The sequence below is a fragment of the Microbacterium xylanilyticum genome, assembly GCF_054654695.1.
Genome location: NZ_BAAIEN010000002.1, coordinates 336,450 through 360,831 on the forward strand (window position 1 = coordinate 336,450; position 24,382 = coordinate 360,831).

The 24,382-nt window shown below is 70.3% G+C and carries 27 protein-coding genes; 15 read left to right on the forward strand and 12 right to left on the reverse strand.

The window, feature by feature from the left end:
• The first annotated feature begins 1 nt into the window (after position 1).
• The 10 genes from ACYQ1L_RS02045 to ACYQ1L_RS02090 all read left to right on the forward strand — a co-directional run bounded on the left by ACYQ1L_RS02045 (position 2) and on the right by ACYQ1L_RS02090 (position 7,659).
• Complete coding sequence (locus ACYQ1L_RS02045; protein ID WP_460002606.1) at positions 2–1,261, forward strand: hypothetical protein; 1,260 nt, start codon at positions 2–4, stop codon at positions 1,259–1,261.
• An 8-nt stretch (positions 1,262–1,269) separates the two neighbouring features.
• On the forward strand, positions 1,270–1,818 hold the full coding sequence (locus tag ACYQ1L_RS02050; RefSeq protein WP_460002607.1) for a hypothetical protein: 549 nt from the start codon (positions 1,270–1,272) through the stop codon (positions 1,816–1,818).
• On the forward strand, positions 1,805–2,440 hold the full coding sequence (locus ACYQ1L_RS02055) for a hypothetical protein (protein WP_460002608.1): 636 nt from the start codon (positions 1,805–1,807) through the stop codon (positions 2,438–2,440). The genes ACYQ1L_RS02050 and ACYQ1L_RS02055 overlap by 14 nt, the downstream gene beginning before the upstream one ends.
• On the forward strand, positions 2,437–3,327 hold the full coding sequence (locus ACYQ1L_RS02060; RefSeq protein WP_460002609.1) for a hypothetical protein: 891 nt from the start codon (positions 2,437–2,439) through the stop codon (positions 3,325–3,327). The genes ACYQ1L_RS02055 and ACYQ1L_RS02060 overlap by 4 nt, the downstream gene beginning before the upstream one ends.
• A 115-nt stretch (positions 3,328–3,442) precedes the next feature.
• Entirely contained in the window at positions 3,443–3,730 is a 288-nt protein-coding gene (locus tag ACYQ1L_RS02065) for a WXG100 family type VII secretion target (RefSeq protein ID WP_460002602.1), read from the forward strand.
• A gap of 83 nt (positions 3,731–3,813) precedes the next feature.
• Positions 3,814–4,587, forward strand: coding sequence for a hypothetical protein (locus ACYQ1L_RS02070; protein WP_460002610.1), 774 nt, complete (start codon positions 3,814–3,816; stop codon positions 4,585–4,587).
• Positions 4,588–4,792: 205 nt separating this feature from the next.
• Complete coding sequence (locus ACYQ1L_RS02075) at positions 4,793–5,131, forward strand: hypothetical protein (RefSeq protein WP_460002611.1); 339 nt, start codon at positions 4,793–4,795, stop codon at positions 5,129–5,131.
• Between the two features lie 5 nt (positions 5,132–5,136).
• Positions 5,137–6,348, forward strand: a complete 1,212-nt coding sequence (locus ACYQ1L_RS02080; protein ID WP_460002612.1) for a hypothetical protein — start codon at positions 5,137–5,139, stop codon at positions 6,346–6,348.
• A gap of 35 nt (positions 6,349–6,383) precedes the next feature.
• The gene (locus ACYQ1L_RS02085) at positions 6,384–6,965 is read left to right on the forward strand and encodes a hypothetical protein (protein WP_460002613.1); all 582 of its coding nucleotides are present in this window, start codon (positions 6,384–6,386) and stop codon (positions 6,963–6,965) included.
• A 31-nt stretch (positions 6,966–6,996) separates the two neighbouring features.
• Positions 6,997–7,659: a hypothetical protein gene (locus tag ACYQ1L_RS02090; protein WP_460002614.1), complete on the forward strand. Its 663-nt coding sequence runs from the start codon at positions 6,997–6,999 to the stop codon at positions 7,657–7,659.
• Between the two features lie 15 nt (positions 7,660–7,674).
• Here the strand turns inward: ACYQ1L_RS02090 and ACYQ1L_RS02095 are convergent, their stop codons facing one another.
• The gene (locus tag ACYQ1L_RS02095) at positions 7,675–8,160 is read right to left on the reverse strand and encodes a recombinase family protein (protein WP_460002615.1); all 486 of its coding nucleotides are present in this window, start codon (positions 8,158–8,160) and stop codon (positions 7,675–7,677) included.
• Between the two features lie 139 nt (positions 8,161–8,299).
• On the opposite strand from ACYQ1L_RS02095, the gene ACYQ1L_RS02100 reads away from it, so the two are divergent.
• Entirely contained in the window at positions 8,300–9,340 is a 1,041-nt protein-coding gene (locus ACYQ1L_RS02100; protein ID WP_460002616.1) for an NAD(P)-dependent alcohol dehydrogenase, read from the forward strand.
• Positions 9,341–9,486: 146 nt separating this feature from the next.
• The gene (locus tag ACYQ1L_RS02105) at positions 9,487–9,717 is read left to right on the forward strand and encodes a GIY-YIG nuclease family protein (protein WP_460002617.1); all 231 of its coding nucleotides are present in this window, start codon (positions 9,487–9,489) and stop codon (positions 9,715–9,717) included.
• A gap of 264 nt (positions 9,718–9,981) precedes the next feature.
• Here ACYQ1L_RS02105 and ACYQ1L_RS02110 read toward each other — a convergent pair whose 3' ends face one another.
• A complete protein-coding gene (locus ACYQ1L_RS02110; protein WP_460002618.1) occupies positions 9,982–10,974 on the reverse strand; it encodes a malate dehydrogenase in 993 nt (330 codons plus the stop codon).
• An 84-nt stretch (positions 10,975–11,058) separates the two neighbouring features.
• Here ACYQ1L_RS02110 and ypfJ point away from each other — a divergent pair, with 84 nt between their 5' ends.
• Positions 11,059–11,949 (forward strand): KPN_02809 family neutral zinc metallopeptidase, encoded by an 891-nt coding sequence (gene ypfJ / locus ACYQ1L_RS02115; protein WP_460002619.1) that lies wholly within the window; start codon positions 11,059–11,061, stop codon positions 11,947–11,949.
• Between the two features lie 33 nt (positions 11,950–11,982).
• Here the strand turns inward: ypfJ and ACYQ1L_RS02120 are convergent, their stop codons facing one another.
• The 3 genes from ACYQ1L_RS02120 to ACYQ1L_RS02130 all read right to left on the reverse strand — a co-directional run bounded on the left by ACYQ1L_RS02120 (position 11,983) and on the right by ACYQ1L_RS02130 (position 15,488).
• On the reverse strand, positions 11,983–13,722 hold the full coding sequence (locus tag ACYQ1L_RS02120) for an aldehyde dehydrogenase family protein (RefSeq protein WP_460002620.1): 1,740 nt from the start codon (positions 13,720–13,722) through the stop codon (positions 11,983–11,985).
• 57 nt (positions 13,723–13,779) lie between these two features.
• Positions 13,780–15,156 carry an MFS transporter gene (locus ACYQ1L_RS02125; protein WP_460002621.1) on the reverse strand — a complete coding sequence of 459 codons (1,377 nt, stop codon included), beginning with the start codon at positions 15,154–15,156 and terminating at the stop codon, positions 13,780–13,782.
• 68 nt (positions 15,157–15,224) lie between these two features.
• Complete coding sequence (locus ACYQ1L_RS02130; protein ID WP_460002622.1) at positions 15,225–15,488, reverse strand: glutaredoxin family protein; 264 nt, start codon at positions 15,486–15,488, stop codon at positions 15,225–15,227.
• 170 nt (positions 15,489–15,658) lie between these two features.
• Between ACYQ1L_RS02130 and ACYQ1L_RS02135 the strand changes: the two genes are divergently transcribed.
• A complete protein-coding gene (locus ACYQ1L_RS02135) occupies positions 15,659–16,831 on the forward strand; it encodes a glycosyltransferase (protein WP_460002623.1) in 1,173 nt (390 codons plus the stop codon).
• A 33-nt stretch (positions 16,832–16,864) separates the two neighbouring features.
• Here ACYQ1L_RS02135 and ACYQ1L_RS02140 read toward each other — a convergent pair whose 3' ends face one another.
• The 7 genes from ACYQ1L_RS02140 to ACYQ1L_RS02170 all read right to left on the reverse strand — a co-directional run bounded on the left by ACYQ1L_RS02140 (position 16,865) and on the right by ACYQ1L_RS02170 (position 24,080).
• A complete protein-coding gene (locus ACYQ1L_RS02140; protein WP_460002624.1) occupies positions 16,865–18,028 on the reverse strand; it encodes a polysaccharide deacetylase family protein in 1,164 nt (387 codons plus the stop codon).
• Between the two features lie 52 nt (positions 18,029–18,080).
• On the reverse strand, positions 18,081–18,740 hold the full coding sequence (locus ACYQ1L_RS02145; RefSeq protein WP_460002625.1) for a response regulator transcription factor: 660 nt from the start codon (positions 18,738–18,740) through the stop codon (positions 18,081–18,083).
• The gene (locus tag ACYQ1L_RS02150) at positions 18,737–19,993 is read right to left on the reverse strand and encodes a sensor histidine kinase (protein ID WP_460002626.1); all 1,257 of its coding nucleotides are present in this window, start codon (positions 19,991–19,993) and stop codon (positions 18,737–18,739) included. The genes ACYQ1L_RS02145 and ACYQ1L_RS02150 overlap by 4 nt, the downstream gene beginning before the upstream one ends.
• A 1-nt stretch (position 19,994) precedes the next feature.
• Positions 19,995–20,813 (reverse strand): ABC transporter permease, encoded by an 819-nt coding sequence (locus tag ACYQ1L_RS02155; protein ID WP_460002627.1) that lies wholly within the window; start codon positions 20,811–20,813, stop codon positions 19,995–19,997.
• Between the two features lie 2 nt (positions 20,814–20,815).
• On the reverse strand, positions 20,816–21,766 hold the full coding sequence (locus ACYQ1L_RS02160; protein WP_460002628.1) for an ABC transporter ATP-binding protein: 951 nt from the start codon (positions 21,764–21,766) through the stop codon (positions 20,816–20,818).
• A 152-nt stretch (positions 21,767–21,918) separates the two neighbouring features.
• The gene (locus tag ACYQ1L_RS02165) at positions 21,919–23,406 is read right to left on the reverse strand and encodes an HNH endonuclease signature motif containing protein (RefSeq protein ID WP_460002629.1); all 1,488 of its coding nucleotides are present in this window, start codon (positions 23,404–23,406) and stop codon (positions 21,919–21,921) included.
• Between the two features lie 275 nt (positions 23,407–23,681).
• Positions 23,682–24,080 (reverse strand): RidA family protein, encoded by a 399-nt coding sequence (locus ACYQ1L_RS02170; RefSeq protein ID WP_460002630.1) that lies wholly within the window; start codon positions 24,078–24,080, stop codon positions 23,682–23,684.
• A 102-nt stretch (positions 24,081–24,182) separates the two neighbouring features.
• Between ACYQ1L_RS02170 and ACYQ1L_RS02175 the strand changes: the two genes are divergently transcribed.
• Positions 24,183–24,374: a hypothetical protein gene (locus ACYQ1L_RS02175; RefSeq protein WP_460002631.1), complete on the forward strand. Its 192-nt coding sequence runs from the start codon at positions 24,183–24,185 to the stop codon at positions 24,372–24,374.
• Positions 24,375–24,382: the final 8 nt, after the last annotated feature.

The following is a 24,382-nucleotide window of genomic DNA, read 5'->3' on the forward strand; positions in this document are numbered from 1 at the left end:
GATGGACAGGACCCCCACGGCGGGCAAGCACTACGAGATCACCACGATCGCCGGAGACGCCTACGCCATCGAGCGGCGAGGACTCGAGATCGAGAGCCTCGGCGAGCAGATGATCGCCTCGTCCGACATCATCGCGAAGATGAAGCTCGGAGCGGAATGCCGCGGAAAGAGCCTGGACGCCCTCAAAGACGACATCGAGGACGTCGAGGGGGATCTGCGCAAGGCCGGCGAGCGCTACAAGCCCAGCGGCACCGCGTTCGTGAACTACGCCCGCACCCTGGACAAGGTCCAGACCCGGCTGAACACGTTGATGCCCGAGATCGAGACGGCGTGGACGGCGTACACCACCGCTGCTGGATCCTACGATCACGACTCGAAGCTGCCGCCGCCCAAGGAGGGCGATCCGCCGGCCGACGATCGCACCACCCAGGGCGACGTCGACACCGCCCGTGCGGCGTGGGAAGCGAAGGCGGTGGAGTACGAGCACCAGTACGACTCGTGGTGGGGCGCATACGAGCAGGCGCGCAAGGACATCAAGTCGGCGAACGACAACGGGGTTCACGACTCGTTCTGGGACGACGCCCTGCCGTTCCTGGAGGCGCTCGGCACGATCCTCTCCTACGCCGGGATCGTCCTCGCCGTCCTCGCCTGCATCATCGGCGGCCCGTTCATCCTGATCGGCGCGATCGTCGGTCTCGCGGCGCTCGCGGTGACCGTCTGGAAGGTGTCCTGCGGCCGTGGCACCGCGCTCGACATCGTGATGGCGGCGGTAGGCGTGTTCCCCTTCGGCAAGGCGTTCGCCCTGGCCAAGGGCCTGCGCGCGGCGCCGGCGATGTCGACGCTCGGCCGGGGTCTGCTCAGCATGGGCGGAGACGTCGTCGGCGCCGGATGGCGCAACGGATCGAAGCTCACCGGCCTCATCGGCGCGGGCAGGTTCGGCCAGGTCTTCCACGCGAGCGGTGCACTCAACCGCAACGGCACGCGGGTCATGCAGGGCTTCTTCAACGGGCTGGAGTCGCCCTCGGTGCTGACCCGACTGCTGCGCGGCAAGGAGGGGGCTTGGACGCAGACGATCAGCGACGCGGCATCGGGCCTGTCCAACAAGGGATTCAACAACCTGAATCAGTTCCTCGGCAATGCGCGCAACGGCGGGATGATGCAGGAGATGCTGTCGGGCGGGAACAGGGTCACCGACTTCCTGGACGGCATGGGCAAGGCGAGTGCCGGATTCGCTTACGACCGTGCCACCGGAGGATGGTGAGCGCGCCGGTGCGACGAATCGACGGCGAGCTCGACGACCGCTGGTTCCTCCCGATCCCGGCCGACGACCGCGAGGCCTGGGCCGAGCAGTGCGTCGCCACGCTCCTGTCCGATGACCCCGAGCGACCGCGTGAGGAGACCGCGCGGTCGCTCCGGCAGTTGGCAGGCATGGCGGATCCCTCCGCGTTCGCGTCCTTGCTGTTCTGCCCGGACGGGCTGCCCGGCCACGCGCTCGTCGCGATCTACGGCGCCGAGGCGCCGTTCGCCTCGCTGGAAGACCTGCCGGAGCTCGCACCTGCGGCGCTGCCGCGGCAGATCCTGCCGCTGCGCGACCACGACCCTGCGGTCGGAAGGATGATCTCGACCCTGACGCAGGTGCCCGACGTCGGCGTGGTCGGCACTCTGCAGTACGAACTGCTCCGTGACGGGGTGCTTCTGGAGGTCGTGGTCACGAGCCCCCGCCTGGAGAGCCTGGGCCGCGGCATGCCCGTCTTCGAGGAGCTGATCGAACGCATGGTCGTCCACGACCCGGAGGATTCGCATCGTGTCCCTGCGTGAGGAACTGCTCGGGCTCGCCCCCACCGTGCCCCGATTCCGGATTCTGCTGCCGCCGGAATGGGAGAGCTTCCCCGTCACCCCGGAGCTCGGCAGGCAGTTCGAGCAGCAGGCGAGCGCCGTCTTCGCACGCGCCGGTCGCCCGGATCTCGACGCCGTCTTCAGCGGGCAGCTGCAGCAGGCGATGGACGGGCTGCTGCGCTCCGGGGCGAAGTACGTCTTCCTGCCGTCCCAGCGCGAGGAGGGCAAGGATCCGCTGGCGCTGTCGATGATCGCCACATACGCAGAGGCTGCGGATGACGCCCTCGACGCCTGGGTGATGGCGAAGGTGCGGGCGGGGGCCGAACTGCTGGATGCCGAGGGACGCATCCTGTACTGGCGTGAGCGCCGACCCGGGCTGGACGGCGAGACTCAGCGCTCGCAGAGCACCTACGTCATCGCGGTCCCGGGGAGCCGACGGCAGAAGGCGCTGATCCTCACCGGCACGACGATCATCGGCACGCACACACCGGACGACGACGAGTACCCGACCGCGGTGCGGGCGCTGTTCGACGCCATGGCCTCGACGGTGACCTGGATCGCGGCGGAGGCGGACGAGGACGCCCCCGCCGCGACCGCGTCATGAAACCGGTCGTCCGCCTGCACGGCGCCGATGCGGACGTGCGCGCCGTCGGCCGTGAGGCCGTGCAGGCGCTGAAGGGCGCCGAAGACGCGCCCGCGCTGTTCGCCGCGGTGAGCGACCTGCACCGCCGTCGCCGCCAGCAGGTCGCCGCGGGCGCCCTCTCCGCTCCTGCGGCGCGGGTCGTCCCTCCCGCGGATCGCGCCGCCACGGCGACCGCACGCGCCTGGCGCGTGATCTGGGCGTCACTGGTCACGGCGGGCCTGCTCGCCGCGCTCGTGCTCGCCGTCGAGTTCGGTCCCGCCGATCGCAAGAACGCGTTCAGCGACCCCCGGCTGAGCGTCGGGATCGCCCTGGTCGCGGCTGCGGCGGCTGGCCTGCTTCTGCTGGTCGCCGCGCTCCTGCCCGTTCCCGACGCCCGCAGCGGTGCCGTCGGGGGGCTGAGCGCAGCTCTCATCGCCGTGATCACCGGAGGCATCCTGCTCTACCGGCTCGTCGTGGGCGTGGGCGACCGCCGCGGCCTGCCCGCCGAGGCGCTGAGGTGGTGGATCCCGGTCACCGCGGCGATTCTCGTCCTGATGGTCATCGTGGCGCTGCGGGGCGAGTTCGCACGACGGAGAGGCCGGGCGCTCACGCCGCCTGCGTCGACCGCTGAGCCGGATGGGGCGGACGCACCGGTGCGCGATCTGCGGCGCACGGCGGAGAGCATCGCCGCGATGAAGCCCTCGCCGGCGCAGCAGCAGGACTGGCAGCGACGACTCGACCGCCTCGCCGAGGCCGGCACGTCGCCGGAGACGATCGCGCAGGCGAAGGCTCTGACCCCCGCAGCGTGGCTGGCATGGATGGGTTACGACGGCGAGATCGAGATCCGCTCGGTGCTGCCGCGGATCTGACGGGCCCGGACCGATGGGGAGAACTCCCCATCGACCCGCGCCTCGATCGTTCGTTAGGTTGAAGATGTCCCGGCCGGAGGGGTACGGGATCCGTAGAGATTTCTAGGAGTGCGTGATGGCTGATTTCGGTGCGTCTTATGCGGAGATGGAGCAGGTGGCGTCGTCGTTGTCGCAGGCTCGTGATGATATTCAGGGTCAGCTGGACAAGCTGAAGGGGCAGGTGGACAACCTGCTGGGTGAGGATTTCAAGACGCAGCATGCGTCGGGGAAGTTCGGTCAGGGGTATACGGAGCTGACGACGGGTCTGAAGCATGCGGTGGACGGGATCCAGAGCATGTCGGAGTCGTTGACGGGGATGATGCACAAGATCCAGGAGCTGGATCAGCAGCTCGCGGGTCACTGAGTCGTGTGGCGGGGTGGGGGTCGGTGGGGTTGTCCGCCGGCCCCCACCCGTCCGCGCGCGCCGACGTTGATAGGTTCGAAGTCATGACGGAACGTGAGGGTTCTGCCCCGACGGCAGGAGGACGTCCCGACCTGGCGGCGCTCGAGCGGGAGATCCTGGCGGGACACCCTGATGTCGTCGCCGCGATCGATGCCGACGATGTCACTCAGGCGGGGGGCGGATCGGCGGTGCGCAACATCGGCGCCGTCCTCGTGATGGCCGTCATCCTGCTCGCCCCGCTCCTCGGCGTCGCGATCTACGGGGAGCATCCCTATCTGGGCAACGTGCCGACCACACCGGCGTCGACCTCGGTGCCGCTCGCGGGCACGTGCTTCGCCGTGGTCGTCCTCGCGCAGCTCGTCATCGCCGCCGTGTGGCTGCGCCGTGGCGCGCTCTGGTCGGTTCCGGTGCTGCTGTACGGGCTCTGGTCCGGAGGGCTCGCGCTGTTCGCCGCGCTCGGTACGGCGAACGTGGCCGCGGCCGCCGGATACGACCCGACAGGCTGGCGCACGCCGATCGTCGCGGCGGCCGTCTGCGGCGGCGCGACCGTTCTCGCGGTGCTCGCCCGGGTCGGCGCCCGCGCAAGGGTCCCGGCACACGTCACCGGGTGGCAGCGGGTCAGGCGCACTGTCGCTGCGCTGCCGAAACGCGAGCGCGATGCGCTCCGTGCCAGGCGGGATGCCGCGATCCGCGATCTCGCCGATCGTGGCCTGATCACGGAGGCACGCCGCGTCTCCGCGTCGGGCTCGGCCCTCGGGGAGCTGCGGCGGATGGAGCAGGTCTGGCGACGGCTCGACGGCGTCGAGGCGGACCAGTAGTCGATGGGGACTTCTCCCCATCGACGGTGCATGCGCGTTTTCGTAGGTTGGAGTCATCGGACCGACGGATCCGGCTCGGCTGCTCAGCCGAGGTGCGGTCGGGCGGGCCGCTGAACGATGTCGAACGACCGGAGAGATGTCGCGGAGGAGAAGTCCGCGACGAGGGGTGGTGCGCCGAACGGCGCAGGGATTGGGTGCGGAGATCATGGCTGACGCGATCTGGATCAAATACACGGAGCTCGAAGCGGTGAACGGCAAGCTGAAGGACATCGTTTCCGAGCTCAACGACGCGGGTTCCCGGACGGACGAGTTGTGCGAAGCCATCGGCACGCCGTTCTACGACGGGAGGCTGCGGGACAAGGCGGACGACTTCGAATCCCGCTGGGACGACAAGCGCAAGCATCTCGCCTCCGACATCGACAAGGTTCAGAAGCACGTCCAGGGCGTGCTGGACGGCTGCAAGAAGTGGGACGAGGAGACGGCCAAGCACCTCGAAGTCGATGCGACCGGGGCGAGCCAGCCGCGTCCGATCGGAGGCAAGTGATGTTCATGGAGAAGTCTCCGAAGGGGCGCCAGATCGGCGAGCTCATCGGTTCACCGCGGACGATCTCCGACCGGGGCGACGCGATCGAGAAGCTCGGCAACAAGATGATCGAGAGCGCCACCTTCCTGCAATCACTCGCGGATCAGGCCTCGGGTCAGAAGGGCGAGGCGATCAAGAAGCTGCAGGAGGTGGTGGGCGACACCTACAAGCAGCTCAAGCTCGCCGGCGAGCTCTATCAGCCCACCGGGCCCGTGCTCAAGGCGTACGGCGAGACCCTCGGTCAGGTGCAGCCGCGGCTCAACGCGGCCGCCCGCGAGTGCGTCACGCGATGGGCCGCGTTCGACGGTGCGGACGGCTACATGCCCGGAGCGCGGCCGACATACGGGGCACCCAAGGAGGGCACGCCGGAGGCCACGGCGAACACCGAAGCCGACGCGGACAAGAAGCAGAAGCATGACGCCTTCCTCGAGGAGGCTCGCGTGTTCGACAGCGAGTACGACACCTGGGAGACGGCCTTCGACACAGCGGTCAACGGCATCACCCAGGCGACCAGCGGGAAGATCAAAGACGGCTTCTGGGATGACGTCGACGGTTTCGTCGCCGGAGCGCTCGAGGTGCTCAAGGTGGTCGGCATCATCGTCGGCATCGCCGCGATCATCATCGGCGGCCCGATCCTTGCGGCGATCGCCGTCGCCGTCGGACTGCTCACGCTGATCGGCACGGCATACCAGTTCTCGCGCGGAGACGCGAACGGATGGGATCTCGCGCTCGCCATCGTCGGCGTCATACCGTTCGGCAGTGCGGGCAAGCTCTTCCAAGCGGGCAAGCGGCTCGACTTCCTCGGCGACATCGTCTCCAAGTCGAACTTCGCGAAGTGGGGCGCCGAGGGCCGCAGCATCAAGACGCTGTTCGCGGAAGGCGGGGGAGGCGTCCGGGGCACGCTCAACGCGCTCAAGGGCAACTACCTCGCCAACAATCCTGCCGGCCCAGCCGACGCGATCACCCGCCTCATGCTGAACAAGGACACCAAGCAACTCACCGACATCGCCACGGACATCGCGACGAAGACCGGCGCGGCCCGAGGATCGGCCGTCTACCAGCTGGCGTATCAGATGGTGCAGGGACCGTGGAAGCTGGCCGACAACGTCACCAAGTGGACGGGACAGCCCGACTCCGGGCTTTCCAAGCGGTTCCCCGTCATCGGGGCGTTGATGTGACGCCGGTGGAGAGCGGGCACGGTCATGAGTGGCGGGTGGATGTCGAGACTCCCGAGCAGGGATGGGTCCTGATCCCCGAGGCGGACACCGACCAGGAACGGGAGCGGTGGGTGCAGGAGCGTCTCACCCGCGTGCGCGCGGCCGGGACCGAGCAGTGGCCGACCTCCTTCGACGAGTACCTGACGACCGTCTTCCGCGACGCCTTCGCGCACGTGCGCCCCGAGGACGCTCTCGTGTTCCAGGTCTGGCCGTCCGCGCAGCCGATCAGCGTCTATGTGCACGTGGCGTTCGGTCTCGTCGATCCGGACGACGTCGCCTTCGAGCCGGGATCGGGGATCCTGTATGAGGGCGCACCAGGCCAGGGAGTCCATCTCCCGCTGGTCGAGGCGACCGCGGGCGGCGACTACTACGGGTCGCGCTATGTGTTCGCCGGACACGGCCGCGCACTGGTGGTGGACGTCGAGCCCACGACGCTCGACGAGCTGGTGGCGCTGACGCCTGCCCTGCACTCGATGCTCCAGCGCGTGACGGTGACGTTGCCTGACGGCACTCCGTTCCGCGCCGAGACCCCTGCCCTGCTCGGGGCAGGCGAAGGTTGGGCTCTCGAGGACGCATGATCTCGCCGACCGCAGATCCGGAAGGACCACGATGACCGAATCGCAGCTCCCCGACTCCCCGCCGACGCGGGTGAGCCTGCGGGAACAGCTCGGCGGAACCCCCGACCCCGATTTCACGCTCATCCTGCCGCCCGGCTGGGAGCGACGCAGCGTCGACGAGTCCACCGAACGCAGCATGCTGGGCGCGCTGCGAGGACGTCTGATGACCGCCCATCGGCCCGACCTGTACGCGCAGATGGACAGGCTCGTCCGCGAGGCGTTCGTGCAGATGCGCAAGGTCTCGGTCATCGCGATGTTCATCCCCACGGATGATGCCGAGCACGCGCTCTTCCTCCCGGCGTCGCTGACAGCCAGCATCCAGCGCAGCGACTCCGGCGAGAACCTCGACGACTTCGTCCGCGCCGCGATCCGCGAGCACGGCGCGACGGCGCTGCTCGAGGACCGCCGGTTCCTCCGCATGGAGCGGGACGACGTGCAGACCGTCGAGGGGGAACGGGTCGGTGTGACCACCGTCGTCTACATCACGCCGATCCCGGGGTCCAAGCGGCGACGGGCACTGCGGCTCACGCTGGTGCTGATGCGGCCGGACGACGTGCCGCTGGACGACCCGCCGCTGGTGGCGATGCGCGCGCTCTTCGACCTGTGCGTGTCGACCCTGGCCTGGGTTCCGGCAGGCACCGCACCGACCGCCTGAGAGGCAGCTCCCGCGTCAGCGGCCGGCGTCGGCGAGGTGGCGAGCGTCGTGGCTGAGCACCTTCACCATCACGCCGTGCCGTCGCAGGGCGGCGACGGTGCGGGTCTCCTCATCGAGGTCGCGGCCGAGGGCGTGGATGTTGGCGACGACGAGCACGTCGCCGGCCTGCAGCGTGTCGATGAGCCGGGCGATGCGGTCGCTCCAGCTCTCCAGGATGTCGGGCGCGGGATGACGGAAGCCCTCGATCGGCACGCCGAAACGGGTGAGGTCGTCGCGCTGCTGCACCACGGAGGGCATGCCCTTACGGGCGACGACGAGACCGACCAGGCGTGCGCCGTCGGGCCGGGCCGACCACCAGTCGCGGTTCTGCTGCAGCTCCGTGAAGCACTTGGGGCACTCGGCGGCGGCGTGCGGGAGGTGCAGCGGGCTCGTGAGAGCGACATCGAGCGGCGCCCCGGCCGTGCCTTCGGACTCGCCGTGCGCGTGCGTGGTCGCTTCCATGTCGCCTACCTCCGTGTCTATTGTGCCTGCTCCCGCGGACGCCGGCGTGCCGGCCGCATCGGGCGTCCTCGCGCCGACCCCCCCCCGCAGCGGGGTACGCTCGCACGTGTCCCCCGTCCGCAGTCCGCTGAGGAGTGTCATGCCCGTCGTCGCCGCCTACGCCGCACCGAGCGAGGGAGCACCCCTCGCGCCCACCACGATCGAGCGCCGGGAGCCCGGCCCTCTGGACGTCGTCATCGACATCGCGTATGCCGGCATCTGCCACTCCGACATCCACACGGTGCGCGGCGACTGGGGCCCGCAGCACTATCCGCTCGCGCCGGGACACGAGATCGCCGGCACGGTCGCGGCGGTGGGATCCGACGTCACGCGCTTCGCCGTGGGCGACCGCGTCGGCGTCGGCTGCCTGGTGAACTCGTGCGGCGAATGCGGCGCCTGCCGGCGCGGCGAGGAGCAGTACTGCACGGGCGGATCCGTGGGCACGTACGGCTCGATCGACCGCGACGGCACGGTGACCCAGGGCGGGTACTCGCGTCAGGTGGTCGTCACGGAGGGGTTCGTCGTGCGCATCCCCGACGCGATCCCGCTGGATCGCGCGGCCCCGCTGCTGTGCGCCGGCATCACCACGTACTCGCCGCTGCGGCACTGGAAGGTCGGGCCGGGCACGCGCGTCGCGGTGGTAGGCCTCGGCGGCCTGGGGCACATGGCCGTCCAGATCGCGCACGCCCTGGGGGCCGAGGTCACCGTGCTCTCGCAGTCGCTGCGCAAGCAGGACGAGGGGATCCGGCTCGGCGCCGACCGCTATCTCGCCACGTCGGACCCCGCCACGTTCGCCGAGAACAAGCGCGCCTTCGACGTCATCCTGAACACGGTGAGCGCCCCGCTGCCGCTGGACGACTACCTGCGCCTGCTCGACACGAACGGGGTCCTGGTGTGCGTCGGCGCGCCGCCGGAGCAGATGTCGCTCTCGATCAGCCAGCTGCTCGGACACCGCCGGTCGCTGGCCGGATCCGCCATCGGCGGGATCGCGGAGACCCAGGAGATGCTCGACTTCTGCGCCGAGCACGGCATCGCCGCGGAGATCGAGCTCATCGACGCGAGCGGTATCAACGACGCCTACGAGCGCGTGCTCGCCAGCGACGTCAAGTTCCGCTTCGTGATCGACGCCGCCACGATCTGATTCGCCGGGATCGCGGGCGCCCTTCCGGTTCCTGAGCGCCCTTCGTCTCGTCGCTGCGCTCCTCGCTCAGGGACCGCTGCGCGAGACGAAGGACGCCTGTGGACAAGGGGAGGAGCCGCTGAGGGCAGGTCGATACTGTGACCGACATGCCGCATGTCTACATCCTCCGATGCGCTGATGACAGTTTCTACACGGGCAGCACGACAGACCTCGCCTGGCGGCTGGAACAGCATCAGCAGGGGTTCGGCGGGGATTACACGCGTCGCAGGCGCCCTGTGCAATTGGTGTGGGTCGCGGAGTTCGAGCGCGTCGATGAAGCGTTCGCATGGGAGCGGCGGATCCATCGCTGGAACCGGGGCCAAGAAGCTGGGCGCTGATCGAGGGCCGGCTCGACGACCTGCAGGGCTGGAGTCGGCGTTCGCGGGGACGCTGACGCCGGGTGGCGCGCCCTGACTCCTGAGCGAGCGCCGCGCCACACCGGTTCCTGAGCGAGCGCAGCGAGAGGAAGGACGCCCGCACCCTGGAATCCGAGCGCCCTTCGTCTCGTCGCTTCGCTCCTCGCTCAGGGACCGGTAGGCCCTTGGGCGTTTCTGGCGCCCTTCGTCTCGCCTTCGGCTCGCTCAGGGACCGATGGGGAGCCGTCAGATCAGGGCGAGGGCGCGGACGGCGTCGCGCTCGGAGACGAGCTCGGCGACCGAGCGGTCGATGCGCTCCCGCGCCCACGCATCCGGATCCAGTCCTTCCACGATCCGCCATTCGCCGTCGACCGAGCGCACCGGGAAGGAGCTGATCAGCCCCTCGGGCACGCCGTACTCGCCGTGCGAGACCACGGCGGCGCTCGTGCGGCGTTCGCCGGTGCCGAGCGCCCAGTCGCGCACGTGGTCGATGGTCGCGTTCGCGGCGGAGGCCACCGAGGACGACCCACGCACCCGGATGATCTCCGCACCGCGCTCGGCGACGCGGGGGATGAAGGTGCTCTCCAGCCAGGTGCGCACGTCCGCGGTCTGCTCGGCGAGCGCCTCGGGCACCGGACGCCCGGCGACCGTGGCGTGCGCCACGTCAGGGAACTGGGTCGCCGAGTGGTTGCCCCAGATGGTGACCCCGGCGATGTCGGCGACGGGGGCGCCCAGCGCCGCGGCGAGCTGGCCGCGCGCGCGGTTCTCGTCGAGCCGGGTGAGGGCGCTGAACCGCTCCGGCGGCACGCCGTCGGCGGATGCCGCGGCGATCAGCGCGTTCGTGTTCGCCGGGTTGCCGACCACCGTGACGCGCACCCCGGCGGCGGCGTGCGCGGCGATCGCGGCTCCCTGCGGGCCGAAGATCGAGCCGTTGGCCGCGAGCAGGTCGCCGCGCTCCATGCCGGGGCCGCGTGGGCGAGCGCCCACGAGCAGGGCGTGGTCGGCGCCGTCGAAGCCCACCGCGGGATCGTCCGTGACCTCGACGTGCTCGACCAGCTCGAACGCGCCGTCCTGCAGCTCCAGCGCGGCGCCCTCCGCAGCGGCGATCCCCGCGGGGATCTCCAGCAGCCGCAGTCGCACCTTCTCCTCGGGGCCGAGCATGTCGCCGGCCGCGATCCGGAACATCAGCGCGTACCCGATCTGGCCGCCGGCTCCGGTCAGAGTCACCGTCGTGGTCACTTTCGGCTCCCTTCCGCCGTGGATCCCATCTCAGTGCGAGCCTATGCCTCGCCGCCGGGGTGCAGACCGTGGAAAACTGTGCTCATGACGTTCAACCCGGATGCCGATGTCTCAGACAACAACGTGCAGCGGCGTGGCGGCGGGCGCACCGCCGCGATCGCCGGCGGCGGCGTGGTCGGCCTCGGCGCGGTCGTGGTGCTGCTGATCAGCGCGTTCACCGGTGTCGACCTCACCGGTCTCCTCGGCGGAGGCACCGGCACGTCGCAGAGCCAGCAGCAGGGTGCGGGGCCGACCGAGGGATCCGTGCAGAGCTGCAAGACGGGCAGCGACGCCAACAGCAGCGTGGACTGCCGCGTCGCGGCGACCTCGCTCGCCCTGAACCAGTACTGGTCGAAGCACGTGAAGGGATACGTGAAGCCCGGCCAGGTCAGCGTCGACGGTTCCACCTCGACCCCCTGCGGTACGGCCTCGAACGATGTGGGTCCGTTCTACTGCCCGTCGGATCAGACCGTGTACATCGACCCCACCTTCTTCCAGCTGCTGCACCAGCAGTTCGGCGCCGAGGCCGGCGATCTGGCCCAGGTGTACGTCGTCGCGCACGAGTACGGGCACCACATCCAGAACATCACCGGCACGATGGAGAAGTACCCGAACAACGGCACCGGCCCGACGAGCAACGGCGTGCGCACCGAGCTGCAGGCCGACTGCTACGCGGGGGCGTTCATCGCCGATCTGACGGACCAGAAGGACAAGAACGGCGTCGCCTACTTCCAGAAGCCGACCGAGGCGCAGATCAAGGACGCCCTGGACGCGGCGGCTGCCGTCGGAGACGATCACATCCAGCAGCAGTCCGCCGGATACACGAACCCCGAGAGCTGGACGCACGGATCCAGCAAGCAGCGTGAGTACTGGTTCGCGAACGGCTACAAGAACGGCCTGGGCCAGTGCGACACCTTCTCGGTGGCCACGCCGTAGCGCTCGCCCCGATGTCGTGACCTCGCGGTCCGGCTACGCCCGCATCGCCTGTGCGAGCGTGCGGAGCAGCGCGAGCACCCCGCCCTGTGCGCGGAACCGGGTCAGCCCCTCGCTGACCTCGGCGCCGGTGCGGGACGAGGCGAACCACGGCGGCTTCGGCAGGATCGTGAGACGGCCGCCGTCGCGCACGATCGACGCCGTTCGGGGGAACGGGCGGAACGGCCCGCGCACCACCGAGCGCTCCACATCGGCGAGCAGCAGCGCGTTGTGCACGACGCCGATCCCGCTGCCGACGTCGGCGATCGTGTTGCCCGGGAAGGCGCCCCAGGTGACCGTGGGCGTGATGAAGCCGAATGCGGTCCAGGTGTTGATCGCGATGGATCCGTAGCGCAGCGCCGTGATCGCCCGCTCGAAGCCTGCGCCGAGGGAGGCCTCGGTGGCGGGGTCGATCAGCACGTTCGCGCCGAGCGTGCCCTGCAGCTTCTCGTTCGCATGCGCGACCGCCGCATCCAGGAACGCCTGACCGGTGCCGGGGAGCTGCTCCACGCCCAGCACGGGCGCGAAGTACTCGGTCCGCTCCAGCGCCGTGGCGTCGTCGCCCTCGCGGATCTCGACGAGGAGGCGGTCGGCCAGCACGAGCGCCTCGGGATACGCCTCCGCGGCCTGCGCCATCCGCTCCTCGGAACGGGGGTACCAGATGGGGCGCTCCGGAGCGATCGCGTAGGCGCGGCGCAGCTCGGTGAGGAACTGATCCTTCTGCGCCCAGTCGCTCGACAGGATCACGACCTGGCCGGCGATGCAGTTGTGGCCGGCATTCTGCAGCCGCATCGTGGCGACGTGCTCGGCCTGGAAGCGGAGATCCTCGTCGCTCCACGTGCCCGGCATCACGATGATCGGCGAGACCCCGCCGAGCTCGGCGGTGATGGGCTTCTTCAGCAGCGGACGGTTCTCCCGCTTGCGGCGCTTCGCCTGCGCGGCCCCGGAGCCCGTGGACGGCCCCCACACGATCGCGTCGAAGGTCGGCGCGGATCCGGTGATGTGGACATGCGCGAAGGCGTCATGCGCGGTGAGGTGGGCGCCGACGTCGGGGCCGCCGCGCACGATCCGCAGGAACCCGGGCGCGATGAGCGGAGCGAGCGCCTTCTGGAACACCGGCACGAGCGCATCCTGCGTGGGATTGACCTTCAGCAGCACCACGCGGTCGTGCGCGAGCAGTTCGTACAGCACGTCGAGCACGGGGATGGAGGTGATGTTGCCGGCGCCGAGCACGAGTCCGATGCCGCCGTCGCCCGGTTCCGGAGAGCGCTGGGCCAGTCCGGCGCGGGCGCGGGCATCGCCCGGTGTGACGCCCGGCGCGAGCCACACCTCGCCGGTGAAGCCGGACAGCAGCAGCTTGTCGATGCCGAGGAGCGGGAAGGCGTGCACGCGCGTCTGGCCGCTCGCGGTGCGGTCGATCCGGATGTCGTCGAGCGGGTTGCGCCCGTTCGCGATGCGGTCCAGCGTCTCGATGTAGGCGTCCAGCGCGCCGAGCGTCGCGTACGGGCCGCTCAGCCACTCCTCGCCGCGGAGCGGATGATCGTCGCCCAGCTGCTTCGAGCGCACCGCGGTGCGGGCCCAGGTGCGCGCGTTCGCCGCGACCGTGCGGCGCACCCCGCGCAGCAGGGTGACGCGCTGGCCGATGGTCAGCGCGGACCACGCGGCGGAACCCCTGCGCAGGACGGCGATGTCCTCCTCGATCGGGGCGCGGACGTCGTCGGCGAGGGTGTCGGGCATCGGGTCTCCTTCGGCGCGGTCTGGCTTCAGCGTACGCCGTCCGTGTGGGACTGAGTCTCAGTGATCGGCGCCGTCGATGTCTCGGCGGCGCAGTCCGTAGCGGGCCAGGGTGGCCAGGCTCAGCAGCATGAGCACCGCCGGCACGACGCTGAACGTCAGCACGATCCCCGTGACCGCGCTCGCCGGCTGCACGATGGCGGTCGCTGCGCCGGTCGTGCGCGAGACGTACCCGGTGACCGCGAGCACGATCGCGACGATCGTGGTGCCGAGGGCGAAGCCGACCGTCTCCGAGGCGGTCCACATCCCCGTGAATGTGCCGGCCTGTCCGGGGCCGCTGGTGCGCTCGTCGTGCGAGATCACGTCGGGAAGCATCGCCATCGGAAGGGCCTGCATCCCGGCGTAGGCCACGCCTGCGATCGCGACCGAGGCGTAGATCCAGGATCCGGGGACCCACAGGGCGATCACGATCGAGGCGGAGGCGAGGAGGAAGAGGGCCGAGGCGATCCGGAACGCGCGTTCCTTGCCGATCCGCCGCGACACCCGCTCCCACACCGGCGTGGCGACGACGGCCGGGGCGACGAGCGCGACGAACAGCAGCGTCACCGCGCTCTCGGAGCGCATCACCCAGGTCGCCACGTACTGCGCCCCGGCCAGCATGGTGCCGGTCGCGAGCGCCTGCAGCAGGTAGGTGCCCAGCAGGGCGCGGAACGGCTGCGAGCGGCGTACGGCGGCGAATCCTGCGGCGTATTGCGCCCGGATGCCGACGTGCTCGACCGTCGCGGGCGCGACCACGGCGTCGTCTGCGGTGCGCGCGGCGATGAGCATGCCGACGCCGATCACGATGCCCGCGACCACGCCCATCACGAGATAGCCGGTGACGGGGTCGCCGGTGAGGCGGCGCAGCTCCGGCCCGCCACCGCCGAAGAGCAGGATCGTCACCGTGAGCACGATGACGCGCCAGCTCAGCAGCCGGGTGCGCTCGTCGTAGCTCGACGTCAGCTCGGCGGGCAGTGCGATGTACGGCACCTGGAACAGGCTGAACGTGGTGGCGGTAGCGAGGAACGCGACCAGCACGCAGATGACGCCCGTGACCGGGCCGAACACGGGCGGCACCGCGAACGTGAGCGCGAAGAACACCGGCAGCGTGCACGCTCCGATCAGCATGAAGCGCTTGCGGCTGCCGGTGCGGATGAGGCTGCGATCCGACCAGGCGCCGATCACCGGGTCGATCACGACGTCCCAGATCTTCGCCAGGGTCACGATCGTGCCGGCGACGATCGCGGCGACGCCGAGGTTGTCCGTCAGGAAGTACGCGAGCACCAGGCCGGGCAGCGTCGCGAACCCGCCGGTTCCGAGGGACCCGGCCGCATAGCGGGCGACCGTGCGTGCGGGAAGGCGCGTGGGGGCCCGTCCGGCCCGAGCGGCGATGCTCATGCGCGTCAGTGTATCGGCGCCCTTCGTCTCGCCTTCGGCTCGCTCAGGGACCCAGCGTCCCTAGGGCGTCAGATCAGGGACAGCTCGCGGAGCTTCGCCTCGACGTCGGCGTTCGACGGCTCGACGTGGTGCGAGGCGTCGGGGTACACCACCACGGGGATGTTGGTGCGGCCGGAGATCTCCTTGGCGACGTCGGCGGCCGCGGGATCCGCGACGAGGTCGATGTAGGTGTACTCGATGCCGAGCTCGTCGAGCTGCTTCTTGGTGCGGATGCAGTCGCGGCACCAGTCGGCGCCGAACATGGTGATCGAGTCGGAGGCAGGAGTCGTCATGTATCCAGGGTACGGCGGATCCGAGGGGTGAAGGGCGGCGCGGGCGCAAGGGCCTTGCCCCGCGTTCACCCGCCGTTAGCCTGCATGGGGAAGAGTGTCTGACACCAAACGCGCAGGTTCCGCATGGTTTCGCATGGGATCATGGCGACTCAGGCGAACGGAGGAGGGGCATGGAGGACATGTCTGCCGGGGACCCCGTACCCGGCGCCACGGTCATCATCCCGACCTACAACGAGCGCGACAACATCGCAGCCCTCGTCTCCCGGGTCTCCGCCGCCCTCGTGGACCGCAATGTCGAGATCCTGTTCGTCGACGACAGCTCGGACGACACCCCCGACGTGATCCGGCGGATCGCCGCCGACGCTCCCGTGCCCGTGCGGCTGCTGCATCGCGACAAGCCGGTCGGCGGTCTCGGCGGCGCCGTGGTCGAGGGCATCCGCGCCGCCGCGTACGACGTCTGCATCGTCATGGACGGCGACCTGCAGCACCCGCCGGAGCTCCTGCCCGACATGATCGAGCGGTTCGAGGACGGCGACGCGGACGTCGTGATCGCCTCCCGGTACATCGGCGGCGGGGACAACGGCGGCCTCGCCGGGGCCGTTCGCGTCGGAGTGTCCCGCGGCGCGACCCTGCTCACCAAGGCGATGTTCCCGATCCGGCTCTCCGGCGCCTCGGATCCGATGACCGGATACTTCCTCGTGGACCGTCGCCGGATCGACCCCAGCGCCCTGCGCCCGAACGGGTTCAAGATCCTGCTCGAGATCCTCGTCCGCTCCGACGTGCGCATCGCCGAGGTGCCGATGGAGTTCGGCGAGCGGCTGCACGGTCAGTCCAAGGCGTCGTTCGTGCAGGGCATGCAGTTCCTCCAGCACCTCGCGCGGCTGCGGTTCGGCAAGATGTCGCTGTTCGCGATTATCGGCGGCGTCGGCGCGCTGGCGAACCTCGCCATCATGTGGGCGCTGACGCACCTCGGCATGGAGTACGTCTGGGCGGCGATCATCGCGGCCGAGGTCACCATCATCGGCAACTTCCTCCTGCAGGAGCGCTACGTCTTCAACGACATGCGCAGCGACGCCGCCGCGATCGGCGTGCGCTTCGCCCAGTCCTTCACCTTCAACAACGTCGAGGCGGCCGTGCGGATCCCGGTCCTCGCGCTCATGGTCGAGACCTGGCACATCTCCAGCATCCTCGCGGCGGCGATCACGCTGATCGCGGCGTTCTTCGTGCGCTTCCTGTTCCACTCGCTGGTGGTCTACGCGCCTCGTCGCTCGGTGCGCCAGGCACGCAGGGCAGAGGAGCGCCGGCGCGTGCGGCTCGAGGCGGAGACCGCGGCCGCGGAGTGACGCCCGGCCGCGTCACCACGGGCCGAGACAGCGTCAGCCGATGTTGTCCTTGAGTCCCTGGACCGTGTCGCCGTAGTTGATGCGGATCACCGGCAGCTCGAGCTTGTTCGTGCCGATCTTCACGTAGCCGTACTCGATCGTGCGCGCGAGCAGGAACCCGGCCTTGGTCACGCCCTCCTCGGCGGTCGCGTTGTAGTGGCCGTACGGGTAGGCGATGACCTCCTTGACCCCGAGCACCTTCGCCGACTCCTCCAGGTCCGCGGCGACCTCGTCGGCGGACAGGTTCACCATGCGCCCCTTGCCGTTGTCGCCGGCGCGGTGCATGTCGTTGGTGTGCGAGCGCTGCAGCACGTACGGCGAGGGGGAGCCCTCCTTGCGGACCGACGTGATCACGAACGAGGTGGTGAGGAGCTTCCGCTCGGTCACCACCGGCACCGCGAGCTGCAGCCAGGTCGGATCCGCGTCGTCGTCCGTGATGATGAGGGAGTGCTGCGGCAGGAAGAGCTTGCCATCGATGAACGCGTTCAGCTCGTCCCAGGTGGGCATGTAGAACTTCGCGCTCGCGATGTAATCCATCTGCGCCTTGAAGTCCTCGATGTACACGTAGTTGTTGCGCAGCCAGTTGTCCTCGCCGCCGGGCTTGGTCGTGAACTGGTGGTACATCAGAATCGGGATCTTCGCCGCGGTGGCGACGTTCTGCTCGGGCGTGGTCCACGCCGCGTACAGGGTGCGCTGGTGGTCGGTGCACGCGGTGAGCTGCGAGCCGTTCACGCGATCGGTCTGCACCTGGGCCTGCGCGGCCTCCGGGGTCGGGTACCAGCCGGCGAACACCGCGCCGGCCTTCTCCGGGATCGGCAGCCCGGTGTAGAGCACGCCCTCGGTCTGCAGCAGGGGGGCCTGAGCGATGCCGTCGCCCGAGAAGGAGACCGCGCAGGCCTTGGCCGGATCCGCGGCGGTCTTCAGCAGCTGCTGGGCCGGCGTGAGCGGCGTGGACGTCGGGGTGGGCGTGGCCTTGGCGCCGGCGACGGCCGCCTTCGGATCGCCGCCGCCGAGGGCGGTGTGGACGACGGTGGTCGTGACGACGGCGACGAGCGCGACCGCGAGGACGCCGATCAGTCCGACCACGAGCCGCCGTCGGCGGATCACCGCCGGCGAGGGGCGCCGCAGGCGCGACGAAGCAGGGGGACCTCCGGTCATGGTGCTGAGTGTAGGCGATCGGCGGGACCGGATCCTGAAGCGATGGGATGGGTCAGAGCAGCCAGCCGCGTTCCTGCGCGATGCGCGCTGCGTCGGCACGGGTCCGCGCCTCGAGCTTCTGCATCGCGGAGGACAGATGGTTCCTCGTCGTGCCCTCGGAGAGGTGCAGCGCGCGGGCGATGTCGGAGATGGTGCCGCCGTCCCGCGCGGCGGTGAGCACTTCCGCCTCGCGCGGCGTGAGCGGCGACGGCCCGGCCGTGAGCGCGTCCGTGGCGAGCGCCGCGTCGATGACGGTCTCGCCGCGCATCACCCGGCGCACGACGTCGGCGAGCTCGGAGGCGGGGGTGTCCTTGACCACGTACCCGGCCACGCCGGCGGCGAGGGCGCGGGAGAGATACCCGGCCCGGCCGAACGTGGTGACGATGACGATCCGCACCTCGGGCAGGGTCCGGCGCAGCTGCGCGGCAGCGGTGAGGCCGTCGACCCCCGGCATCTCCACGTCGAGAAGGGCGATGTCCGGGCGGTGTCGCTCGGCGGCGGGCAGGACCTCGTCGCCCCGGCCCACCTGAGCGATGACGTCCAGATCGTCCTCGAGACCGAGCAGCGTCGCCAGAGCGCCGCGCACGAGCGCCTGATCATCGGCGAGCAGGATCCGGATCCTGTCGCTCGAGACTGCCGCCTTCCCGGGAACCGTGCTGTCGTCGGGCGTCATGCGGTGACCTCCAGGAGGAACCCGCCGTGACGGGAGCGGCCGATCGTGAGGGCGCCGCCGGCGTCGGCCGCCCGCTCCGCGAGGCCCGCCAGACCGGTGCCCACGGCGTCGTCCGCCGTGCGCGGCGAGGGGCCCACGCCGTCGTCCTCGATCGTGATGCGACCGGGAGCGAGCGTCACCCAGCAGTGGGTCGCGGCGGCGTGGCGGATCACGTTCGTGGCGGCCTCGCGCAGAGCCCAGCCGAAGAGCTCGCGGTTGCGCTCCGGCACCTCGTCGGTGGTGGTGGGCAGGTGGGCGGTGATGCCCGCGGCGGGCAGGAGCGTGCGCAGCGAGGCCAGCTCGCTCGCCACCCGCACCTGGCGGTAGCCGGAGACGACGGCGCGCATGTCGCTGAGGGTGGCGCGGGCGAGGGTCTGCACCTCGTGGATCTCGGCGGAGGCCGCGACCGGATCTCGCTCGGCCAGCTTGGCGGCGAGGTCGGCCTTCAGTGCGATCGCCGACAGCGAGTGCCCGAGGATGTCGTGCATGTCTCGGGCCAGACGGTTGCGCTCCTCCTCGACGGCGACCGTGGCCAGCTCCTTCTGCGTGCGCCGCAGCTGGGCCAGGGTCTGCAGGTTGCGGGTGAACGCGGCCATCAGGGTGCCGATGGAGAGGATGATCAGCGGCATCGTCCACGGCGGGGTGTTCGACGGCTGCAGCGCTGCGTCGATCAGGTTGATCAGGAGGGCGGCCACAGCCAGCCCGAACACGGAAAACACCGCGCGGCGGTCGCCGCCGAAGCACATCGCCGCGGACACCGCGACGTACGTCCAGAGCCCGGAGAGGTCGGGCCCGAGCACCAGGATGAACGGCAGCGACAGCAGCAGCAGGGCCGCGGGCGGCGCCCACCGCCATCGATCGGGCAGGGCCATCGCTGCCGGGAAGGACACGGTGAACAGCGCGCCGTACACGAGCACGGCGAATCCCCAGATCCACGACCCCGGCGGCGGCAGCTGGGTGAGCAGCGGCACCAGGATGAACCCGACGATGAACAGCTGGCTGATCAGAGCGCCGGGATACCAGCGCCTCGCGCCGGGGGCGCCGAGGGTCAGCCGCAGCCGCGCCCAGCCGGTGACGCCGTCGAGCGATGGAGCGTCGAGGAACCCGCCCTCGCCGATGTGGAAGGGCCCCAGGACTCCGAACCGGCGCTCACGCCAGACGGGGCGGGCGGCCGCTGCCGCCGCGCCCTGCCTGTCGCGGATGTCGTCGGTCACGTCAGACGCGCTTGGTGTCGCGGCGGAACATGAGCACCGCGAGGCCCGTGAAGACGAGGAACCAGACGATGAGGTTCGGCACCGCCCAGCCGTTCGGCGTGACGCCGACGATGGCCGACTGGGAGAGCTCCGCGATGCCCCACAGCGGAGTGAACTTCGCGCCGATCTGGACGGCCTCGGGCATGACCGCGAGCGGGACGAACAGACCGCCCATGAAGCTCAGGATCGGCAGGATCGGGCCCAGGTAGCGCATCGCGTTCTGCGCGGGGAACGCATAGCCGACGGCGAGGCCCAGGCTGGTCAGCATGAGCGAGCTCAGCCACGCGAGCACGCCCGCGGCGAGGAGGTTGCCCAGCGGGGCGGTGATGCCCAGCGCGGCGCCGACGATCAGCGTCACCAGCACGGCGATCCCGCCGAGCACGAGGCCGCAGATGACCTTGACCAGGATGTAGACGACCGGGTTCAGCGGCGTCAGCCGCAGCTGACGGCTCCACCCCTGTGCGCGTTCGGCGGCGACGGAGACGCCCGTCATGGTGCTCGCGACCATCGCGCCGTACACCGCCATCGAGATCATGATCGGCACCGCGGCCGACATGCCGCCCTGGCTGACCGGCACGTTCGTGATCGCCGTGTGCTTGTTCGGCAGCCCGATCATGACCAGCATGGCGATCGGGAAGATCAGCGTGAAGACGACCACGCTCGAGTTGCGGAAGATGCGCTTGAGCTCGACGCCGAGGAAGGTGAGGCTGAAGCCGCCCAGCGGCGGCACGCGGCGCGTGGACGGATCGATCCGATCCAGGCGCTCTGCAGCGGTGGTCATGGTCATTCCCCTTCCGTGTCGTCGCCGGTCAGGCGGAGGAACGCCTGCTCCAGGTTCTGGCTGGTGATGGTCACGTCGTGCGCGTTCGTGCGGGTGAGCAGGTGGCGCGCCACGGCGTCCGAGTCGTTCGCGCGGATGATGATGCGCGGGCCCCGCACCTCGACGGAGTCGACTCCGGCGAGAGCCGCGATCTCCGCCTGCGCGGATCCGGTCGCATCGTCCCACTCGGCTTCGACCGTGCGGCCCGACGCCATCGCCTTGATCTCAGCGGTCGTGCCGTCGGCGACGATCCGGCCCTTGCGGATCAGGATGATCCGGTCGGCGTACTGGTCGGCCTCTTCGAGGTAGTGCGTCGCGAACAGGACGGTGCGGCCGCGCTGCGCGTCGGCGTGGATCGCCTGCCAGAACGAATGGCGTCCCTCGACGTCCATTCCGGTGGTCGGCTCGTCGAGCACGATGAGACCCGGATCCGACACCAGCGCCATCGCGAAGCGGAGGCGCTGCTGCTGACCGCCGGAGCACTTCTGCACCTTGCGGTCGGCGATGTCGGCGATGCCGGCGCGCTCGAGTGCGGCGTCGATGCTCGTGGTGTGCGCGAACAGCGAGGCGGTGAGCTTCATGGTGTCGCGCACCGTGACGTCGCTGAGCAGGCCGCCGGTCTGCATCACCGCGGAGACCAAGCCGCGCCCGATCGCCTGACGGGGCGAGAGCCCGAACAGGGAGACGTCGCCGTCGTCGGGCTGGGAGAGCCCGAGCAGCATGTCGATCGTCGTGGTCTTGCCGGCCCCGTTCGGGCCGAGGAACGCCACCACCTCGCCCTGCGCGACCTCGATGTCCACGCCGTCCACGGCCGTGAAACCGCGGAAGCGCTTGGTCAGCCCGTGCGCGGAGATCGCCGCCGGAGGTGCTGCGGGAGTGCGGGTGACGGACGGGGCCGTCCGGGTGTCGCTCATGATGTCGCCTCGTTCATGTCTTCCAGTCTGCTCCGCGGCGCGCGCGGGGCACGATGAACGATGTCATGGATCCGCTATGACATCCGTCATGGGCTGCCTGCATGGAGGGCGGTGGGTCGCGGGCGGTGTGCGGCGGGCGGTCGGAGTCGCGATCAGAACGGTGGCGGCTGGTCGGGTGACGTGTGCGGATCCGGTCCCGGCAGATCCGGTTCGTCGATGGTGAAGGTCACGGGCGGGGGTGGCTGGTCGATGTAGCTCGCCCCGGTGGGGCTGGTCCATTCCAGGACTCCCGCGCCGAGTTGTTTCACGGTCCACGCGGTCTGGTGTTTGAGGACGTGGTGTCTCCGGCAGAGTCCGCCGAGGTTTCCTTCCTCGGTCGGCCCGCCGTGGGCGGCGTCGATCGTGTGGTCGAGGTCCTGGGTGATGGGCGGCAGGCCGCAGGTGATGAACCGGCACCGTGCGTCGCGGGCGTGCAGGAGCCGGCGGAGGTCGGCATTGGGGCGGTAGTGGTCGACGGCGAGGATCGCCCCGGTGATGGGGTGGGTGAGGACGCGTTCCCATGCGGTGGCGCCGCCGGCGAGGAGGCGGGCGGTGTCCGTGTCGATGGGTTGCCCGCCGGCGAGCTCCGCGGGCTGCTCCGCGCGGACACCGAATGCGGCCCAGAGGCCGGCGCGCTCGCCAGGCCGTTCGGTGCGGGCCCCGAGCGCGGATCCCAGGCCCGCAGGCGATCCGCAGTGCGGGGCCCGGTCGTGCGCCATGGCGGTGAACGCCGGGATGGTGACCTCGACCCGCGCCTGGATCGCCGCGAGCAGCCCGGCGGTGGTGTCGTGCCCGGACGGGGTGCCGGTGAGGAGGGTGTCGGCGCAGAGGTCGGCGCGGAGTTGGTCGAGGGTGCGGTCATCGTCCGGGTCGCCGAGCTCGTCCGGGTCCGGGGTGGTTCCCGAGGCGGCGTCCTTCGCGGCTTTCGCGTTGGCGGTCTTGATCAGGCGGGCTTGTTGGGTGAGCCGGTCGTAGATCCCGTCGATCACCGCCGCGGAGTGCACCAGCCCCAGCGCCTTCTGCCCGTCGGGGAGTTCCTCCCGCCACACGCTCCGCTTCTCCTGCGCCTCCCGATGCCGCTCGGTGAGGCTGCGCGGCGTCAACCGTTCGGCGATGCGTTCCACGATCCGCTTCGCCCGATGCGGCGTCTCACCCTCGCACGCGGCCACCGCGGCTTGTTCGAACTCGGCCCGCACCTCGTCGTCCAAACGGGCCGCGGTGTCTTGGATGAGACGGACGTGGGCGGTGTTGATCCGCGCGTCGCTGAACGCCTGCATCGTGATCGGGTACCGGGTCATCAGTTCCGCGGCGCGCGCCATGCGCCCCTGTACGACGCGATCCGACATGTGCAGCACCGCCGCCAACTCCGCAGCGACACTGCGCGCGGCCAGATCCACCGACTCGCCCCGCATAGACCCGGACGCCGCAGCGAGATCCTCAGCAAGCCGTTGAGCGACCGCGAGGTGCGCGTCCGGCACCGCCTGCAGCCGGATGATCGACGCTTCCGTCGCCGCGAGCCCGGACGTGACCATGGCCAGCACGGCGACCGGATCCACCGGGTCCACCCCGGGATCCTGAACCATGCCGACTGCGTTCGTCATGCCCCCATTCAACCCAGGGCCACCGACATTCCAGCGTCGAAAAGGACCAATTCGGATGGGGAAAAGGTCACGAACAAATCACGAAACCTCGGGTCGCCACCCGCGTCGTGACGGCGCTGATCACACGTGCACACCCGGGCCCTTCGACAAGCTCAGGGAGCGGGCGTGTGAGACGGTCGATCGCTGAGCCTGTCGAAGCGTTCGCCCCCACGGGCCCTCCGGCCCGCTCAGGGACCGGACGCATGACCCGGCGCGGGGCCTGAGCAGGCGCGATCTCAGGGCGCGAGGGCGGCGACGGCGCCGATCTCGATGAGCGCCCCGGGAACGCCGAGCCCGACGACGCGCGCCGCGGTGACCAGCGGGGGAGCGCCCTCGCGCGCGAGTTTCGGCCCGACTGCGCCGTAGGCCGCCCGCAGATCCGCGTCCTGGTGGATCAGCACGGTCCAGCCGACGACATCGGCGAGCGTCGCGCCGGCGGCGGCGAGGGCCGCCTCGGCGTTCTCGAGGGCGCGCGCGGACTGCACGGCCACGTCGTCGGAGACGACCAGGCCGGTCTCATCGACGCCGTTCTGCCCTCCGACGTGGATCAGGGTGGATCCGGGCGGGATGACGGCGACGTGGCTGAAGCCGGGGCTGTTCACGAGCCCGGGCACCGGGGGATAGGAGATGCTCATGGCGCGAGAGAAGCGACGGGGTCGGACACCGCAGCGACGCGGCCGGTCGAGGCCGCCGGGCCGCGCGCGATAGACTCGAGAGGCTCAACAGGAGGTTGCCCGGTGATCCTTCACTACATCGTGTTCGGAATTCTGTTCCTCGGCGGTTTCGCGCTGCTGGGCATCGCTCCCGGTCTGCCCTCGTGGCAGGGCCCGATCTTCGTCGCGGGCATCCTGGCGATCAGCCTCGCCCTCGCGTACATGATGCGCGAGCGGGGCGGCGCCACCAAGCGCACCCGCAACTGGGAGAACTGAGCCTCGCG